At 36.0% G+C, this 19,039-nt stretch carries 12 protein-coding genes; 3 read left to right on the forward strand and 9 right to left on the reverse strand.

Annotated elements, in window-relative coordinates; all coding sequences use genetic code 11:
* Positions 1–3 precede the first annotated feature (3 nt).
* The 5 genes from BAQ44_RS28815 to BAQ44_RS28835 form a co-directional block, all read right to left on the reverse strand.
* On the reverse strand, positions 4–1,176 hold the full coding sequence (locus BAQ44_RS28815) for a 3-phosphoglycerate dehydrogenase family protein (protein WP_071725178.1): 1,173 nt from the start codon (positions 1,174–1,176) through the stop codon (positions 4–6).
* 12 nt (positions 1,177–1,188) lie between these two features.
* A complete protein-coding gene (serC, locus tag BAQ44_RS28820) occupies positions 1,189–2,271 on the reverse strand; it encodes a 3-phosphoserine/phosphohydroxythreonine transaminase (RefSeq protein WP_071725201.1) in 1,083 nt (360 codons plus the stop codon).
* A gap of 211 nt (positions 2,272–2,482) precedes the next feature.
* On the reverse strand, positions 2,483–2,674 hold the full coding sequence (locus BAQ44_RS28825) for a DUF378 domain-containing protein (protein WP_000670802.1): 192 nt from the start codon (positions 2,672–2,674) through the stop codon (positions 2,483–2,485).
* Positions 2,675–2,763: 89 nt separating this feature from the next.
* Positions 2,764–3,831, reverse strand: a complete 1,068-nt coding sequence (locus BAQ44_RS28830) for a glycoside hydrolase family 113 (RefSeq protein ID WP_071725180.1) — start codon at positions 3,829–3,831, stop codon at positions 2,764–2,766.
* A 507-nt stretch (positions 3,832–4,338) separates the two neighbouring features.
* Positions 4,339–5,220, reverse strand: a complete 882-nt coding sequence (locus BAQ44_RS28835; protein WP_071725183.1) for a CPBP family intramembrane glutamic endopeptidase — start codon at positions 5,218–5,220, stop codon at positions 4,339–4,341.
* A gap of 342 nt (positions 5,221–5,562) precedes the next feature.
* Between BAQ44_RS28835 and BAQ44_RS28840 the strand changes: the two genes are divergently transcribed.
* The 3 genes from BAQ44_RS28840 (at position 5,563) to BAQ44_RS28850 (ending at position 9,571) form a co-directional block, all read left to right on the forward strand.
* On the forward strand, positions 5,563–6,888 hold the full coding sequence (locus BAQ44_RS28840; protein WP_071725185.1) for an erythromycin esterase family protein: 1,326 nt from the start codon (positions 5,563–5,565) through the stop codon (positions 6,886–6,888).
* 202 nt (positions 6,889–7,090) lie between these two features.
* Positions 7,091–7,669 (forward strand): sensor domain-containing protein, encoded by a 579-nt coding sequence (locus tag BAQ44_RS28845; RefSeq protein ID WP_071725186.1) that lies wholly within the window; start codon positions 7,091–7,093, stop codon positions 7,667–7,669.
* A gap of 114 nt (positions 7,670–7,783) precedes the next feature.
* On the forward strand, positions 7,784–9,571 hold the full coding sequence (locus tag BAQ44_RS28850) for a helix-turn-helix transcriptional regulator (RefSeq protein WP_071725188.1): 1,788 nt from the start codon (positions 7,784–7,786) through the stop codon (positions 9,569–9,571).
* A 259-nt stretch (positions 9,572–9,830) separates the two neighbouring features.
* Here BAQ44_RS28850 and BAQ44_RS28855 read toward each other — a convergent pair whose 3' ends face one another.
* The 4 genes from BAQ44_RS28855 to BAQ44_RS28870 all read right to left on the reverse strand — a co-directional run bounded on the left by BAQ44_RS28855 (position 9,831) and on the right by BAQ44_RS28870 (position 18,642).
* Entirely contained in the window at positions 9,831–12,221 is a 2,391-nt protein-coding gene (locus BAQ44_RS28855) for a penicillin acylase family protein (protein ID WP_071725191.1), read from the reverse strand.
* Between the two features lie 100 nt (positions 12,222–12,321).
* Positions 12,322–15,741, reverse strand: a complete 3,420-nt coding sequence (locus BAQ44_RS28860; protein WP_071725193.1) for a DUF4132 domain-containing protein — start codon at positions 15,739–15,741, stop codon at positions 12,322–12,324.
* Between the two features lie 93 nt (positions 15,742–15,834).
* A complete protein-coding gene (locus BAQ44_RS28865; RefSeq protein WP_071725195.1) occupies positions 15,835–16,575 on the reverse strand; it encodes a DnaD domain-containing protein in 741 nt (246 codons plus the stop codon).
* A gap of 291 nt (positions 16,576–16,866) precedes the next feature.
* Complete coding sequence (locus BAQ44_RS28870; RefSeq protein WP_071725197.1) at positions 16,867–18,642, reverse strand: S-layer homology domain-containing protein; 1,776 nt, start codon at positions 18,640–18,642, stop codon at positions 16,867–16,869.
* Positions 18,643–19,039: the final 397 nt, after the last annotated feature.

Consider the following 19,039-nt stretch of genomic DNA (forward strand, 5'->3'; position numbering starts at 1 on the left):
CCTTTACACAATCATTCGAACGGCTACAACACCTGTAATTTTGCTTATATTTTCCACTATATTCTCTTTTATTATATCATCAATTCCGTTATCAATATCAATCATTGTGTACGCCCAAGAATGTTTACTACGATTAATCATATCGGCAATATTAATATGATGCTCTGCTAAACATCCTGTAATTTGTCCTACCATGTTCGGAACGTTTTGATGCATAATCGTAATTCGTTTCTTTCCGATATACGGTAATTCTACGTTTGGATAGTTGACTGAATTACGAATATTTCCTGTCTCTAAATATTCACGTAATTGGCGCGCTGCCATGATCGCACAATTTTCTTCCGATTCAGACGTAGATGCACCAAGGTGAGGCGTCGCTGTTACATTTTTCATCTTTATTACATTTTCATTCGGGAAGTCTGTTACGTAATGTGCAATAACCTCTTCTTCTAACGCTTTTTGAAGAACTTTTTCATCTACAAGTTCTCCTCTTGAGAAATTGAATAAACGCATACCTTTCTTCATCTTTTCTACAGCGTGTTCACCAATAATCCCCTTCGTTTGATTCGTAAGAGGAATATGAAGTGTAATATAATCACACGTTGCGAAAATTTCATCTAAACTAAATGCTCTTTGCACATGTGTAGAAAGGCGCCATGCCGTTTCAACTGAAATATAAGGATCATATCCGACAACGTCCATTCCTAAAGCTAAAGCATCGTTCGCAACTAAAGCACCGATTGCGCCAAGGCCGATAACCCCTAGACGCTTCCCTGCAATTTCTGATCCCACGAATTGTTTTTTTCCTGATTCAACAAGCTGCGGTACTTCTTCACCTTCTAAATTTTTCGTCCAGCTTACTCCGTTAATAATGTTACGTGAAGACATAATAAGGCTGGCGATAATAAGTTCCTTTACTGCATTGGCATTCGCTCCTGGTGTATTAAATACTACAATCCCTTTTTCCGTACATCGCTCGACAGGAATATTATTTACACCAGCACCAGCTCTTGCAATTGCCTTTAATTCTTTTGAAAAATCTTCTTGATGTAAAGAATAGCTGCGAAGTAAAATACCATCTGGGTGGTCCATTCTATCCCCTACTTCATAACGATCTCCGCTAAGTACTTGCAAACCTTTTTCCGCAATTTGATTTAACGTTTGAACACGAAACATATCTCCATCTCCCTATCTATTCTCAAGCTCAAATTCCTTCATATAATTTACTAATTGCTGTACGCCGTGTACTGGCATCGCATTGTAAATACTTGCACGCATACCACCGACTGAGCGATGTCCTTTTAACGTAACAAGGCCGCGTTCTTTCGCTTTTTGTAAAAACTCATTGTTCAGCTCTTCTGATGGTGTTGTAAACGGAATGTTCATAAGTGATCGATATGCAAGATCAACTGGTGAAGTAAACAATTTTGATTCATCTAAGAAATTGTAAAGAAGTGAAGATTTCATTCTATTCTGTTCTTCAATCGTAGATACCCCGCCTTGCTCTTTCAACCACTCTAGTACAAGTTTCGTTACGTAAATACTAAAGGTTGGCGGTGTATTATATAAGGAGTTATTTTTGCTGTAAGTTTCATAGTTTAACATCGTAGGACAAGAGCGATCTGCTCCCCCAATTAAATCTCTTTTTATAATCGCAATCGTTAATCCCGCTGGCCCTAAATTCTTTTGCGCTCCCGCATATATAAGACCGAACTTCGTCACATCATATTGTTCTGATAAAATATTCGAGGACATATCCGCAACGAGCGGTACTTTATCTAAATGTGGAATGTCCACATATTTTGTTCCCTCAATTGTATTGTTCGTTGTAATATGTACATAATCTAGTTTTTCATCGCTCAGTAAACCATCCAGTTTAGGAATTGCAGTAAACTTCTCTTGTTCAGAAGAAGCAATCACTTGTACTTCTCCTACTTTTTCAGCTTCTTGCATCGCCTTTTTAGACCATGAGCCAGTCAATACGTACCCTGCTTTTTTATACGTATTCATTAAGTTTAACGGTATCATAGAAAATTGTAATGACGCACCGCCTTGTAAAAACAGTACTTCATACTCATCAGGAATGCTCATTAATTCACGAAGCAAGTTACTCGCTTCATCTATAATACTTTGAAAATAAGAAGATCGATGACTCATTTCCATAATAGACATGCCTGTCCCGTTATAATTTACAAGCTCCTTTTGCACTTTCTCTAAAACTGGCAAAGGGAGTATTGATGGTCCAGCTGAAAAATTATATACTCTCTCCATCACCCTAATAACCTCCCTATTTCTCATTTTTATTAATTTTTAAACTTTCTGAATTATAACCCGAAATATAATACATGGTCAATTTGTTTTCTATTATTACGGCGCAAGACGCAATGGAATCGCTTGCATGTGCAAACTACTTTTTATAAACATACAAAAAAGTGCTAAGTACATAATCGTACTTAACACTTTAATAATAAAAGAATGATAGCTAATTGTTCGTAAAGAACCGATCAAAAATTTGATAAATAGCAGAAAGACCAAAGAGCCAATAAATAGTGTCCACAAGCGCCGGCATTGAACCAAACCATTTCTCAACTACATTGTAATCTAACGCTACAAATAACCAATTCAAACCGCCAAGAATCACCAAAATTACTGTAAGGTAAGACAAAAATTTCATTATGATTGCCCCCTAGGTGATAAGATGGTGAAAGGCCTTTCACTAGAAATATATGTGGTAAAATTCAAAACTTACCTATTTAATAAAATTTATTTTCGGTACCAACCATTAATAACCGTTTCTGCTTCTTTACTATGTATTTGATACGCATGCGTACTATTATGAGAACCAATAAACCAAATAGAAAAACCTTTAAAATACGGTTTCGTTTCTAATACTTCTCGGTAAGCACGCCATCCATTTCGTTGTACATCTTTTGAAAACACATTTGAAACATCTGGATTCCACGGATTTTGTAATCCAAGTTCACGCGCCGGAACGTTAAATCCACCAAAATAAACGGGCTTTCCTGTTGCTTTATGTAATTGTTCCAACTGCTGCACAACATTTTGTCCACGATTATACACTGTCGTCGCAAATAAACTTTTCTTTACTTCTTCGTATGTTGGATTTCTTTTCCCTGAAACCTCAAACCAACTATCGATACTTACAATATCCACCTTTTTTAAATACGGACGATTGATTTTCTCTTTAAACTTCGCTTCATACGAAAGATCCCAACTTGCTGTTAACCACCAATTCATTTGATACAAAACATTTCCTTTATACTGCTTACGAACAAAATCAATCGTATCGCTCCAGTATCCTTCTGCATATTCCATATTCACGAAATTAGAGGCAATCTTGACTCCATACACATTGTATTTACTTGTAATGGAATGAAAGATGTCTTGTAGAATAACCGTTTTCCAATTCCAGAAGAAATCATTCATATTACTCGGATTCCATTCCGTTTCCCCAACATTTCCTTGCTGAATATACGGGAACGGTTCCACTATAACTTGAATATCACGCTTTAATAATTCTTGAATTAAAATAATAGCCTTTTTCTTTTGCGCTTGATTAATTACCATATTAGTAGAAGTAACATTCGGAATATCAACTTGAATCGGTACATTTACTGTATTTAAATTTAAGCGATTCACATCTGCTAATACTTTCGATACATTTCCAACTTCCCATACCGTTACGTTTCCTGACTTTATTTTTCCAGATTGAACAGTATTCGTATCTGCCTGTACATTTCCTTGGAAACAAAAAGAAAACAACATCATACACACTCCTAAAAAACTTACTAAACTCTTATTTCTCTTCACATCTTTCCTCCTATTATTTTTGACATACTTGCTTATTCTATACAACGTTTCACATATATTCCATATAAAAAAGAGTGGAATTTTCATCCATAAAAATGCTATTCATCCTTTATTCACACCTTATTCATACTAACCTCCTAAAAATAGTAAGGTAAATAAAAAAGGAGCTTATTTCCGCTCCTTTTTTGTCCTTATACAATTGAAATTGTCGCCTTCCTTCTAACAGCCTAATTAAATTATATTTTTCGTATAAATAAATTTTTATACTCATAAATGTATCAAAAAAATTTTATCTATATTCGCTTTTTGTTTGTATTACTTTTACATTTACTTCATTCGTAGTTCTTTCATTTCTTTGGATATTCATAATTGCACCTCAATCGTATTCACATATAACATCTGCCTAATTATGAATGCATGAGTTAACTATATTTTTCTAATATTTTTAGGAGCATCTTATTTCGCCTCGTCATATTTCACTAATTGAATTTACAACACATCCATATGCTATTTCGTGGAATTTACTATTCGAGACGTAATTATTGCAGTAATTAATATAATAATAGCGGTTATCAAGCCAGATTCTCCAATCCAAATCTCAGTTTGATACCCTGTACTTGCACGTGCGAAAGGTCCTTGAATAATGGCATTCCAAGTAGCATGGATGATAACCGAAGGCCAAATGCTACCTGTGATAAGTCGTAAATAAGCTATAATATAACCGAATGGTACAATACAAAGATAGATACCAAGTACTGAAAGAACGACAGATGGTCCCGCTACATATAGACCAGCAATAACTATTGGAACATGCCACGTTGCCCAAATCAATCCACTAATAAGGATAGGCCGTGAAAACTCTGCATCGACTAGCCTTGTGAGCATATAACCTCGCCAACCCATTTCTTCTCCCAAAACTGGGATTAAGTTAAGCAAACTTCCGAAAATGCCGCTCAAGACTACTAGATAAATGAAGCTGAATGGTGCCGTTACATACTGAAGCCCAAGCATATTGTAGATCGGTTCTAACATCATACCACCTTCGGGATACTGAAACCCTGCAATTCCACTCAACCAGGCGATAGAATAAGTAATTCCACAAATAATCATAGGGATTAGCAGAGCAAAACCGATCCCCTTCCATATCTTTAAATTACCGAGACTAAAAGATACATCTTTAAACCCTTCTTTCAGTATTATGCGAGTCAAAATAGAAGATAATGCTGGGGTAAACATATATACCACAATAAGCGCCCTACTTTCCGTAATTATTACTCCTACATTTAAAATAATAGAAGTAATGATTAAGATACTCAGAAAGAGTTGAAGTCCTATTTTAGCACGTTGGATTTTATCTTTATTGTGGAACGATTTTGCGTATAATATCATTGTAATCCGCCCTTCCCCTTTCATTTACTTCTTGTCATTTCTACAGACACTACTTAGAATAAAAATATTTTTGTATACAGATTCGTTCATCTTTAAAATCCCTCCCCAATTTATAGTCTAGTCTTACTTATGACTCATCCATGCAATTATTATTTATAAGTTGTCATAGCCGATAGTACAAAAGTGTAATGATTAGCATATGACCTGTGTCAATTCACTTTATGACAATATGTAACTAGAAAATATGATATGGGATAGATAACAATTGAATTAAGGCAATTGATTCGTGCAAGTACATGAATCAATCTTGCTTTTACAAATAATTCAATTGAGGTGGAAAAAATGAATAAGAAAAGCATAATTGCAATGGTTAGTACAGCTTTATTAGTCACAGGATGTGTAGAAGTAGGAAAGGCTCAAACAGTAGCAGTCGAAAATTCAGGTCAATCAATCAAAAAAAATATAGTTAAATCCATACAATTACAGGCTTACCCATTAAAAACGATAGAGCCGTCAAAATCATTTGAGGATTTAAAACCACTTAAGAAAATGATTGGGAGCGCACAATATGTAGGATTAGGAGAGACTACTCATGGAAGCTCTGAAATTTTCACTATGAAGTTTCGCCTTGTGAAATATTTGGTTACTGAGATGGGTTTTACAAATTTCACAATGGAAGAAGATTGGGGAAACGGCTTAAAACTAAATGAATATATCCAAACAGGAAAAGGGAACCCTAGGGAATTTTTAAATTTTTTATATCCTACTGATGAAATTATAGCCATGATTGAGTGGATGAAAGATTATAATGCTGATCCATCCAATAAAAAAAAGATCCAATTTATTGGGCTTGACTTAAAGGAGATGGACCAAGGCTGCTTTAATAAAGTAATTGATTATGTAAGGCTGCATCGACCAGATTTGCTGGCAGAAGTAGAAGAAAATTATAAAGAATTGTCGGCTTTTAATGGAAGTACAAAGGAATATATGGACCTTGCTCCTGAAATAAAGGAAAAGTTCAAAGCAAACGCTGAGAGAGTAGCCCAATTACTAAAAGATGAGAATGGGCAAGCCAACACAGAAATAGCTTCATCCGAGTACATCTGGGCGAAGGCAACGGCAAGTGCAATAGAGAAATTTACCACAATGCTAATTCCTAACGACTATCCAAGTATGTTAAAGCTACATGAGCAATATTTGGCCGATCATGTAATGTGGGCACAAGAAACATTGGGTGGTAAAACAATGGTATGGGGACACAATATTCATATAGCTAAAGGAATTATCGATGAGAAATTATACCCTTATGTTGCGGGGCAGTATTTGAAGGAACGTTTAAACAATAATTATGTCACAATTGGCAGTACAACTACGGAGGGGAATTTCACCTTATACAGCGACACCCAAGATAAGATTAAAACGGATCCGCTTCCACAAGATGTAAATAGTTTCAATTATACTCTTGGAAAAGTACCATATAAAATGTTTTTATTGGATAACCGTCACCTTAAAGGACCAGCAGAGAAATGGGTTAAAACAAAAAGACCATTACTAAGTATAGGAGCACGACTCTTACCGAACGAATCGGCATACTTTGATACGTCATTGCTTGAGCAATTTGATATTATTTTTCATATTCGAAAAACAAGTCCATCTCATATTAAATAAAAGCACAAAACAATCCCGTTCTTGCAGATGCAAGAACGGGATTGTTTTATGGTGATTCATATAAGCATCTTTTTTAACCAGAAGTAGGTTACTCTCCCCTTTTTAGCATCATTTAAAAATGTCATATGACACTTTTACACTAGTGAGAATGACAAAAAAAGCAGTACAATTCGGTTATTACATAGATAGGAGCGAGAACTTTATGAAATCAAGATTCATCCAGAATGGTTATTTTTTATTGCTAACTTTCGTTACAGGATTGTTTTATTTTTGTTTTTATCTAATAGCTCTGCTATTCAGCTTCACCCTTTCATTTACGGTAATTGGGATTCCACTAGTTATACGCGTACTACAGACTACGACACCTTTTATCCAATTCGAGCGCATACAGACGAAAATTTATACAGATATTTCAACAGACCCTTATGATAGAAGTATAACAATAGATACATCGAACTGGGCTCAGGTGAAATTAGTGCTTACTGATCGTCGCAATTGGGCTGCTGTCTTTTGGTTAATGCAGAAATTAGTAATTGGTATGTTCAGTCTCATTAGCGCAATCATTTTTTATGTAATGCCACTTATGTTGCTGTTGGCACCACTACTGTATCAATACATCGAAATGAACATTATATTCATACAGATAGATACCTTTACTAAGTCACTCATTGTAATGTTTATGGGTATAGCATTTACCTCCATAAGTATTAAAATAGTAGATCGTTTGACAAAGAAAATCGGGGGCTATACACATAGCATGATTCGGCAACTAAATCGATAGAAGTTTGCCTTCTGTAAGAGAATTGCAGTGTAAAATTAAAAAGTTTAACAATGTATGAAGGATTAAATTATAATATATGAAGTAAAAAGGTAGGCTACTTAGGGGGTAAATGATTTGTTAGATATGGTTAAGTATTGGTTTTGGTACGATTGGATTATGTTAGGAGTCCGTATACTTGTTAGTGTCTCTATCGCCATAACCACATTAGATTTTCAGGATAGTTTAACATTGCCAATTTGGATTATTATTCTTTGGGAAATTATTGCCTTCTCTGTCCCATGGGTAGCCTTACTATTCAATTATAAATATTATTTGTTCACAGAAATACTGCTATATGGTGGACTGTGTATATATTTAACTTCTTTATTTCCGGGAGCTAACGTTACATTTCTTATATCGGCTTTTCTGATTGCTGCGAATAGTCAGCATTTGTCCTATTATTGGACAGCTCCAACAACAGTTTTTATAACAACTGGAATTTTCTATGTGGTTGCGCCAAGTAATAGCTATTGGGTTATGGTTACCAACTATGGACTTGCTTATGTAATGGGCTTCGCTTTCCATTTATTAATCGTCAATCATAAGCAAAATGAAGCGATTCGTAAACAAAACGCGGTACTTGAGCAATATATGTCTCAGATTGAACGCATTACACTGGCAGAAGAACGGAACAGACTGTCGAGTGAGCTTCATGATACAGTTGGTCACGCTTATACTTCTATTATTATGGGGATGGAAACGTTGCGTACCGAACTTGCTACTGAGATGGGTATACAGAGGTTAGATTCTCTGCTTGAAATGGGACGTAAAAGTATTGAGGACGTGAGAGGTTACCTACATCAAATGGATTCTCCGTGTCAATCGCCTTCCTTAATTCAATCTCTACAAAATCTTGGAGCCGAATTTCAGGAGCACGCTCAGGTAAATGTAAGTTTTAGGACATTCGGAGAGGAATATCAACTATCTCGGCAAGCGAAGATTGCATTCATTCGTTGCTTACAGGAGTCTCTTACGAATGCAGTACGTCATGGTCAAGGGACTGAAATTATAGTTTCATTGCAGTTTGACGAACAATATACGAGGTTAGAAGTTCAAGATAATGGAAAAGGAAATGTAGAATGGCAGGAAGGCTTCGGTATGAATGCGATGAAAGAACGGGCAATGAACTTGCAAGGTCATTTGTCTGTATATACAAAGCCAGAGGAAGGAATGCTTGTTACATGCACCATACCGCGACAAACTGAAATAAAAGATGGACTTATTCGTTTGTTAATTGTAGACGATCAGCCATTTGTTCGGGAAAGTTTGAGGACACTACTCGATAGATATGAAGATTTAAATGTAGTCGGCTTGGCTGAGGATGGCAATCAAGCCATCGATTTGTGTGGGCGCCTTCAACCCCATGTTATACTTATGGATTTAGATATGCAGCACATGGATGGAATCGAAGCAACCAAAAAGATTAAGCAACAATGGCCACATATCCGCGTATTGATTTTCACAACGTTTCAAGATACCAAACAGGCGTTGGAATCACTTCGCAACGGTGCGGATGGTTTTTTACTTAAATCTATTGAAACGTTGGAGCTAGCCAATACGATCCGACTTATTCACAAAGGTGGGACACTAATTGATCAGGGAATGTCTCACAAAATATTTGAGAAGTTTGATGAGCAAAAAGAGACACCACAATCAAAAGCAACCGCTTATGAGCTAACAGCTAGGGAAATAGAAATATTGCAGCTAGTAGCAAAAGGACTTCGATACACTACCATAGCATCAAGATTATATTTATCGAGTGGTACGGTCAGAAATTATGCTTCCACAGCTTATACAAAGTTAGGAGTCCGTAACAAAGAAGAAGCTGTTCAAAAGGCTCTAGAAATTGGAATTATTGAATAACAAAATGGTTTGCGGTGTATAAAAATGAGTAACAAAGAAACAGAACGCTTTGTGTGGTTTCTTTTGTAACAGAGTAAATAAGGCCCGTTATCGTATAAGTAAATGTTAAAACATTTACTGTTTTGTCATAATAAAATCATTGAATCTTATCCTCTAAAATACAAAAGCCTACTATCAATTTAACTGATAGTAGGCTTTTAAAATTACTTAAGAACTTGGTTATGTTCTAATTTAACAGTTTTCATCAGTGGAAATATTATCACTTCGGCTCTAAAGTTAACACTTCCCCTTCAATCCCATCCATATTCAACGTAGTCGTATGATACGTTCCGTTTACCCAATCATCGATTTGATCATGATACCAATCGCTTCTAAAATGTCCCGATTGTCCTGGCCCTACGATATGATAACCATTTGACATATCTTTCGTATCAATAACGAATCGCCATGAAGCTCCGTGATTGACAATACCATTCTCTCCGTAACTCGCTGCTTGAACGGTCACTTGGCTTCCGCCAATTGGAACTGGTGCTTCACGATTAAATGCAAGTAACGCTAGCATACTAGATGATTTTGAAATTGGATGTGTAAACGCAAGTTGATGGTAATCGCCCCACTTCCACTCCGCAACATTCGGTCCGTATTCCTTCTGCAATCTCTTCATTACATTTTCATACGATGTATGCACAACTTTTGTGAATCCTCCGTACTTCGTAAACCAAGCGCTATTTTCTCCTGCCACTTCTTTTCGAATCAATTCATCAACTACTTGTGACTTCCCTTCAAATAACTCCATCACATCTTTCGGTATTTCTTTTGAAAATAACGTATTCGAAATCTCTTTCATTAATAAATGGAATAGTAATGGTGCCGCTTCATCTTTACTATCGTAAAAATTCCATTTTGTTAATTGTTTTACGCCTTCTTTCTCTACTTCATTTAAAGATACTTTATTTAACTCTTTTAACAATATAGGAGTAAATTCTTTCCCGTATAAATTTTTTTGATCCATCTGTAACTCTTCTAAATCTTTCACCGTATATTTTTCCTTCTCTTGTAAAAACTCTTGAATACGCATTTGTCTATATGGCTGCGCCCACGTATTACTAATATGGTACGGATAATGATCATCCACAATTTTATTATTCGCAGTTGAAATAAACCCTTGTTTTGGATTTATTACTTTTGGAAGTTGATCGAACGGGATATACCCTTCCCATTCATATTCATCTGTCCATCCTGGCACTGGTAAACTACCATCACCTTTTTTACGCACTGGTATATTTCCATTCGCTTTATAAGCAATTGTGCCATCGTTTGATGCAAATACAAAGTTTTGAGTTGGTGTATGAAAATCTTGAAGTGCCGTTTCAAACTCATTCCAATCTTTCGCCTTATTCATATTTAATACAGCCTTTAACTCAGCGGAAGGCTCCAAAGCAGTCCATTTCAAAGCGAATACCGTTTTCGTTTTCTCTTTCCCTTTATCCGCAAACTCTGAAATGACTGGACCATGCCTCGTAACCGTCACTTTATACGGAATTGTTTTCCCGCCTTTTACTTTAATAGATTCATCAACAACTGTAGCTTTTTCCCACTTATCGTTATACAAAAATTCATTTTCATTATTAGGATTTCTCTTCTCAATATATAAATCTTGCACATCAGGACCAGTATTTGTAACGCCCCATGCTATTTTGTCATTGTGACCTAATATAACACCCGGTACTCCTGCAAAAATAACGCCACTCACATGTAAATCTTTCATTTCAAGTTGCGATTGATACCAAATAGAAGGCGTCGCAAGAGATAAATGAGGATCATCCGCTAAGATTGGCTTACCAGACGCACTCTTCTCACCGCTTATGACCCAGTTATTACTACCGTTAAACTCAGGCGGAATGATCGTTTTTGCAAAACTTTGTGCTACGTCCACATTTGTGTTTTTCAGTTCAGCTAACAATCTAGGCGCATCTTTCGGATATGTAGGAAATAGCTCATTTGCTTGCCCTTTCGGCAAATTTTTCAGCGCCCAATATCGAAACGCCTGTCCGTGCCAATGTCCTCCTAAATCAAACGCCATATACTTTCCAATCGTTAACGTATCAACAATAGACCATTCAGCAGGCTCATAGCCTAATAGAGTAAACTCAACTGGCAATTTCTTTTCCGCTTTCGCCTCGCGTATAAAAGCGTTCACCCCATCAGCAAATGACTGCAGGGCATATTTCGCTTCTCCGTCATATTGACTAACAGACGCTTCGGCTGCTCTCCGTAAACCGAGCGTTCGAAACAACTTATCTCGATCAACAGCTGCTTCCCCAACAACTTCACTCAACATCCCAGAAGCTTGCCTTCTACTTAAATCCATTTGAAACAAACGATCTTGCGCTTGTACATACCCTTGCGAAAAATATAAATCATGTGCATTTTCCGCTTTAATATGCGGTACCCCTTTACTATCTCGCTTTACCTGAACAGCACGTTGCAGGTCCTCTAGCTTTATCGTTCCATCTATCTTTGGAACAGAACTAAGCGTATATATGTTCAAAAAAATCACTGTACAAATAACTAACAAAAGAACGATACTACTAGACCAAATAAAAATTCTCTTCCCTCTAGTTCGTTTCTTCTTTATGACGACTTCCATATAACCCCTCCTTTCTCAAACAATTCGCTTTTATTTAAGGAAGAACCTTTTAGAAAAATTGAAAAACCCCCTTCATTTTCTACAAATGAAGGGGGAGTTCTTAACGTTTGTTACGCCAGCTTTCATTATGACCAAGATTTGAATCGGTCGCTAATTGCACATCATATAATATTTCACTAAAGAAGCGCTTATCTATTTGTTTTGGTACAATGCGTCTTTCATCATCAATTTCATCGTATTCATATGAACCTCGTTTTACTGTACCTGACCTATAAAATTCAATGTCATACACACATATATCCTCTTCATCTTCATAGCCAATCGGTGCTCCGCTAAATGACAGTTGCGCTCCTAACCCAGTGCGAGTATCTTCTTTATAAAACGTATAATACACACCGCCATCTTGAACCGAACCGCGAACCCACCCAAGTTTCGTCATCTTACCGAATAACGAGCGACCATTTAATAAAATACCGCCAAACCTCTCAACAGTAACCTTATCGTTTTCCTCTCCCACAAACACTGGACGTTCAATTTGTAGGAATGGCTGAACAATTTTCGAGTTTTCCAGTTGCTCTTTCCACATTTCCTTTTCCGCTCCAGATAATTCTAGCGGATGAATTAAACCGATTACAGTTCCAGATGAAACTTCATGTTTCTCTCCTATCATTGAATAAAACGTACCATCCTCCGCATAACGGAACATTTTCAGTAACTTGCCTTCCGCATACTCACCCCAAATAAGTGAAGTGGCAAATTGCTTCATAATTGGATTTTCCAAAAATATCGAATTCCACGTATCATATGACCAATAGCGTTTTAATGATAGAGCAGCTTCCAAACGTTGTTTCTGCATGGAAAGAGCATTTCGAAGCTCTTTCTTTAAAGCGGCTAACTCTTTCTTAGCTAATTCAGCTTTTTCTATATCATCTTTTGTATTCGGCTTTGGAAGTGACTTCATACGTTTTCCTTCTTCTGTCTCCAATTCTATTTTTGACTCAGAAGTTAAAATAGCAGTAAAACATCTATTCCCAAAATCAATCTTCTTCTCGCTACGTATATTAAAACCAAGATCTGGTACCAGTTGATCTTCCAGCTCTTCTTCCGTTATACCACGTGTTTTCGCAGCAAGACTGAGTGCTTCTTTTGCCGCATTACGCACTTGTTTATGTTTATATTTAAATGCCATTTCATGAATAGACATAAGTGCAAGCTTAGATGAGGACAATCCTAGAGCGCGAACAGCATCTGCCGCAATCTTTCCTCTCATATCAAGCACCCATTCATCAATTTTCTTTTTAAGTATACCGACCATTTTGTCATCACTATATATTCCATATAAAGAGAGAATACCGCGTTTCTTCACATCTGCATCTTGGGAAATCCACATTTGATATATTGCTTGCACATATTCTTTTAAGTCTTGTTCATTTAAACTACTACCAATTACTTCAGCTGCCTCTTTCTTTTCAATGACAGAATCTGAAATGTACTGTTGTAAATAAGCTAATGGAATTGTAGCATCCGCAATTTCATTAGAATGACGAAGACGGATTTGTGGTTCATCCCCAATTAATTGTAGAAGTGAATTTCTTTTTTGTTCTGTTACGATACGGCCACAAAGTTCTTCTATATTTTCTGAGTTTCTCTCCACTTCAAGTAATGACGCAAACTTCTCGGCCAAAGAGGCATTCTTCTTTTCTTTCAATGCTTCCTGTACGAGTTGTGTATATGTTTCAATCTTATACTCTAGTAATATTTTCATCACATTTTCACGAACAATTTTCTTTTTATTATGGAGTTCAACCGCTACATATTCTGCCGCTTCTATGTCTTTTGAAAGAAGTTTAACTATAGACTTACGTAATTTTTTAGATGTATCACCTAAGTTTTTAATTAAAACCGGACGTATTTCAATCTTGTTCTCTCTTGCTAATTCATTCAAAACATACGCTTTTGCCTCAGCAGAATACGTATCAAATCGTTCCATTATGTATGCCTGTTCTTTTACAATGATCGTAACTAGCGCTTCCTTCGCTTTATTTCTCTCTTCTACATAATGTGAGACTTGCTCAACTGAATAATCAATCAGCTTTTCTTTACTTAGCCCGTAAGAAAGTAGATCTTCTATTATTTTTTCTGGTTCTATCCCTCTAGCTGAACACTCATACAGAAGTTCAAATAAATAAACACTATATACATCTCCAAATTGCAGGGTGAGTGCCGCTTCTCTTTTTGCCACATCATCTATATCCCAAAGAAGTACAACTTCTAAAACTGGCATATCCCAATACATATTTCTATATTTCGGATTTTTAAGTATTTGCTTCATTTCATCAAATGACAATTTCCCTAGTAAATAATCACGATACGTATCCCGCACCGTAGACAACTTAAGTTGCAAAGCAGCGACAAAAAATTCTTCTCTCATTTTCCCTCGATTTAGCTCATGTCCTTTTTCAGCTAACATTCGTGCGATTATAAGATAATTAATTTTACTTACATATTGCAAAGTACGTTGAACAAACTCAGGATTTCCCTCCGACACAGAGCATAACATTTCATATTCATACGTCTTACAAAATTCTTCACTATTTAAATTATGTTGCCTCAGGCGGTGTGCAAAGAATCTTTCCTCAGAAATCCAAAACTGTTTACAAAAACTTTGAATTTCATCATACGTTTTCTTATTTACACTACCAGTTCTTTTATAGTTTTGAGGCTGATCAAGAGCTTGACACACGTAACGCGTAGCATGATTCATAAAACCCCAAACGTTTTTCTTCGCAAATATTTCAACATACCGCCTCGCAATATTTGATGCCTGATGAATATTAAATAATAGTCGCCAAATATATTCTGGTAAATTTGTACCTAAAAATAATTCCCTATCGCTTTCACCTTTTATATATCTTTCAACTGCTTCAATCTTTTCCTTTTCTCCATGCAAATTTAATATAAATTCAGCATGTTCTTCTAATCTCTCGTCCAATAATGAGCTATATGTATAGAACCTTTCATAATCTACTTCAAACATTACGAGAAGTAGTGATAGTTGCTGTTGATTTGATAATTTTAATAGTTGCTCTTCTATACAATTCGGATTCTCACCTATTAATTCTCGAAGAAAAATATACGCTTCTTCCACATAACTTGAAATATTAGTTAAATATTTACATGCACTTCCTACAAGTTTATCTAAAGGAAGTTCGCTTTTTTCTAAATAAATTTTCATATTAGCAAAATCCACATATTTAAACCTTATTATAAGAACATTTAACAATTGCTCCCCTAACAAATAATAAAATAACCGAAAGAAAGCCGGATCTTGTTTATATACTTTCCTAAAATCATTTATAAAATTCTTTGCAAAATCGCTTCTATTCTGATCTCTAATTGTCGTTAGTTGTATATGATTTAAAATCTCTTCATCTCTCGTTTTTAAATAACGTAATGATAATTGTTCCTGCTCTTCTGTCATATGAATATATTGAAACAACTGAACTATATTTGTAGTCAAACTTTGTTCCCCCGCATCTATAAAAATACCCTTATTTACTTGTTAGTATATCATAAAACTCACAAAAACGAACATACATTAAGTTAATGTAAATTAAAACACACAACTCAAAACACTTCTCCTTCTCTCTAAACTTCCCATTACACTATTCTCTCCACCATATTTGCTACACCAATTCCTCAAAATCCCCTTCACATAAGCGAGCGTTCGCATATTCTGTTCAAACGCAACTTTAAGCGCCTCTAGTACTGTCTCTCCTGAAACTTTTTGTATCCACTCTTTCAATTCCTTCACGATATATGGTGATAGACTACTTATATGTTGCTCATAAAACTTATAAACTTCACTATGCGAAGCACCCTCTTCTTCCTTCTCCTCAGCAACTACCTCTAAACTACTATTATCCTCTTCTTTCGGCATGCCAAAATGCTGCAATAACAATGGAATATTCCATTCTTCTTCCAGACATGTACGTAAAAACATATGTATGAATTCTTTATTTTTTACAGTTTTCAACTCACGTAACACACACTTTTCTACATTCGTATTTACAATAGGGTTATAGTGTAGCCAATTTATTATGTATAACTCTTTCGTTTCTGCATCGTATAAAATCTTTCCGTATGCAACAAACCTATTTAACAGCTTCTCAACAGTCTCCATACTGTAGCCTGTTTCCAGTTCTGCTAAACGTTTCGGTAATATGTAAATTCCACATTGCTGCGTTTTTGTACCAGTTAACAAGTATATGTAAAAATAACGCTCCTCTGGCGTTAAATCTAATATGAATTCATCTTGCCAAAAGTTCACCTGCACATTACGGTACACCGCCATATATTTACCTCCTCCTTTTATTTTTAAAAAGCAGAATTCAATCCTTCCATATACATATAGGAATAAGGGCTTTGTTTTTGCGTTTGAATTCCAAATTTTTTTAACTACTACAACGCCGGTTTTATTTTTTCGCGCTTTTTTGTTCTTGTAGTTGTTTTTGTTTTGTTTTTTCTTAGTGATTTATTACTTGGTAGGTGCTTATAAGGGGCTTGGAAAGGGCTTCATAGGGGCTAAAATAAAAAAAGAAGCTATTCCAACTTTTCATTTTGGATAGCTCCTTTACCATTCTTTCTATTTTTGACTTGCATCTAACATCTTCACTAAAAAGGCAGCTGCCTCACCACGAGTTGTTGTACCTTTAGGGTTAAACTCATTATTTCCAACACCAGTAACTACCTGTAAACTGTACAATCGTTGAACAGACTGTTTGTATGTGATCAAATGTTTATCCCTAAATGGTAATGCGACTAGTTCACCAGTAACACCTTTATACTGTAATGCGTTGTCAATCATGATAGATGCTTCTTCACGAGTGATGTGTGCATTCGGGTCAAAGATTCCTCCGCCACGACCGCTAATAATTCCTGCACTTGCACTACGTTTAATACCGTCATGAAGTGATGGGTGCGCTTTGTTAATATCTACAAATGACTTATTTCCTTCTGGTAGTTTAAGAGCATTTGAGATTAACGTCGCAAACTCAGCTCTCGTTACATTACGATAAGGCGCAAATACACCATTTCCTTCCCCATGCATAATACCTAGACTATGTAGTTTACGAATATGTCCCTCAAACCATCCACCTGTAATATCATCTTTAGGCTTTTGCACTTCTTCTTTTGGTACATTGTAGTTAATCTTAATCCAACTTGGATTATAGAAGATCCACTCTCCATTTCCTACTTTGTACCAACCGTTTTTAACTGCTAACACTTTGTAACGGTCTCCGTTTGAAGCTTTACGAACGGTAGGATATTCAATTCCTGCACCGCTACGTACATTTATACCGTCACCATTAACGACTAGCTCCATGCTAGGTTCAGCTGGATTAAATTCATTTGAATCAAATAACTCGTTTCTTTCTTGTAACGGCGAGTCAATTTGTGCGTTAACATTTGCATACCATTGAATACCTTGTACGAAGTTAGTCCAATTTCCACGAGAAATTAAAATATCAGGACAGTTTTTTCCGCTCCATTGTTGATGCCTATAAATGTGATCTGCACTAATTCCTTCTTTATTCATTAAGTAACCTGCAAGTCGCTTCGCATTCTCTAACGCTTTATTGTAATCTCCATCTTGGTTAACTGAAATTTCAATTCCGATTGATTCTCTGTTTCCTGATCCATCACCATCTCCTGCATGCCAACCATTTTCATTTGTTGGTAAGTGCTGATAGATTTGTTTATCATCTACAGTAAAATGCCATGAAGCAGTTCGAAACGTACCTTCCGTTGCTTGTTTATACAAATACTTCGCATGATTTTCAGCATTCGCACCGCGGGCTGTGTTTGCAGTCTCGTGAATTGTAATGTAACGTGCTTTCATTGGATTGGCAGGGCGAATATCAGGATTTCCTGCTGGAACAATCCACTCTACAAATGGAGTGCCTGCCAGTGTTCCATATTTCTTTGTAGTCGTCGATGCACTATATTGAATAGCTCTTGGCTTTTCAACCGGTTTCATTTCGCGAGTAGAACCATCATTTCGACCGTCTACATGTTCAAAAGCCTTTTCAATGTTTGAAATAGCTTCATTTTCCGCTACTTGACCTGTTTTCGCTTCTTTCATTTTATGTAACTCTTCTGTTTCATTATGTTTATGTTTATATTCTTCTAGAAGAATTTCCTCATTCTCTGATACTTCCGCTTCATTAATTTGTATGTAATCTGGAGTTTCTAGATTAAAATCAGAATAACTTAATCCGCTCGTTCCACTCTCCCCTTGCGCGATACGAAGTTGATCAGTTTGAAGTTTTTTACTCTCTTCTGCTGATATCGCTAAAGGTGCGCTCCCTAACATTACTAAACTTGTTGATAATGTGATTACTCGTTTTTTAATATTCATTGCTGTATGAAATACCTACACAGTTCGTGTAAGTATCCTAACCTCCCTTTATTTTCTCATTAGCGAAAGACTATAAATCTACTATGTATGTATAAAACTATGTTTATTCCACCCTTTTATAAATACTTGCATTTTATCCCCAGCAGGTGAATGATAGTTTCTATAAAATCCCTTAACAGACATTATTTTATAACCAATTGCAATTGCCGTCAAAAGCACTTGCCCTCTTACACCCTACTACTTTTCAAAAAATAGATTAGGATACCTTTTACTGATTTTCTTCAACAAGAAGGATCTTTATAATTTTTCATAACTATCAAGTATCTATTAAATAAAGTGAAACTTTAATCAGTGGGGGTTTTCTTCATCCCCCACTGATTATTAGTTGAACCAATCG

It is taken from the genome of Bacillus mobilis (assembly GCF_001884045.1).
Classification (GTDB): Bacteria; Bacillota; Bacilli; order Bacillales; family Bacillaceae_G; genus Bacillus_A; species Bacillus_A mobilis.

Coding starts and splice junctions, on each gene's coding strand:
- BAQ44_RS28825 (WP_000670802.1), bottom strand. CDS start 2,674: ATGAAATTTTTGTCTTACCTTACAGTAATTTTGGTGATTCTTGGCGGT.
- BAQ44_RS28870 (WP_071725197.1), bottom strand. CDS start 18,642: ATGAATATTAAAAAACGAGTAATCACATTATCAACAAGTTTAGTAATG.
- BAQ44_RS28815 (WP_071725178.1), bottom strand. CDS start 1,176: ATGTTTCGTGTTCAAACGTTAAATCAAATTGCGGAAAAAGGTTTGCAA.
- serC (WP_071725201.1), bottom strand. CDS start 2,271: ATGGAGAGAGTATATAATTTTTCAGCTGGACCATCAATACTCCCTTTG.
- BAQ44_RS28840 (WP_071725185.1), top strand. CDS start 5,563: ATGAATAAGAAAAGCATAATTGCAATGGTTAGTACAGCTTTATTAGTC.
- BAQ44_RS28855 (WP_071725191.1), bottom strand. CDS start 12,221: ATGGAAGTCGTCATAAAGAAGAAACGAACTAGAGGGAAGAGAATTTTT.
- BAQ44_RS28835 (WP_071725183.1), bottom strand. CDS start 5,220: ATGATATTATACGCAAAATCGTTCCACAATAAAGATAAAATCCAACGT.
- BAQ44_RS28845 (WP_071725186.1), top strand. CDS start 7,091: ATGAAATCAAGATTCATCCAGAATGGTTATTTTTTATTGCTAACTTTC.
- BAQ44_RS28865 (WP_071725195.1), bottom strand. CDS start 16,575: ATGGCGGTGTACCGTAATGTGCAGGTGAACTTTTGGCAAGATGAATTC.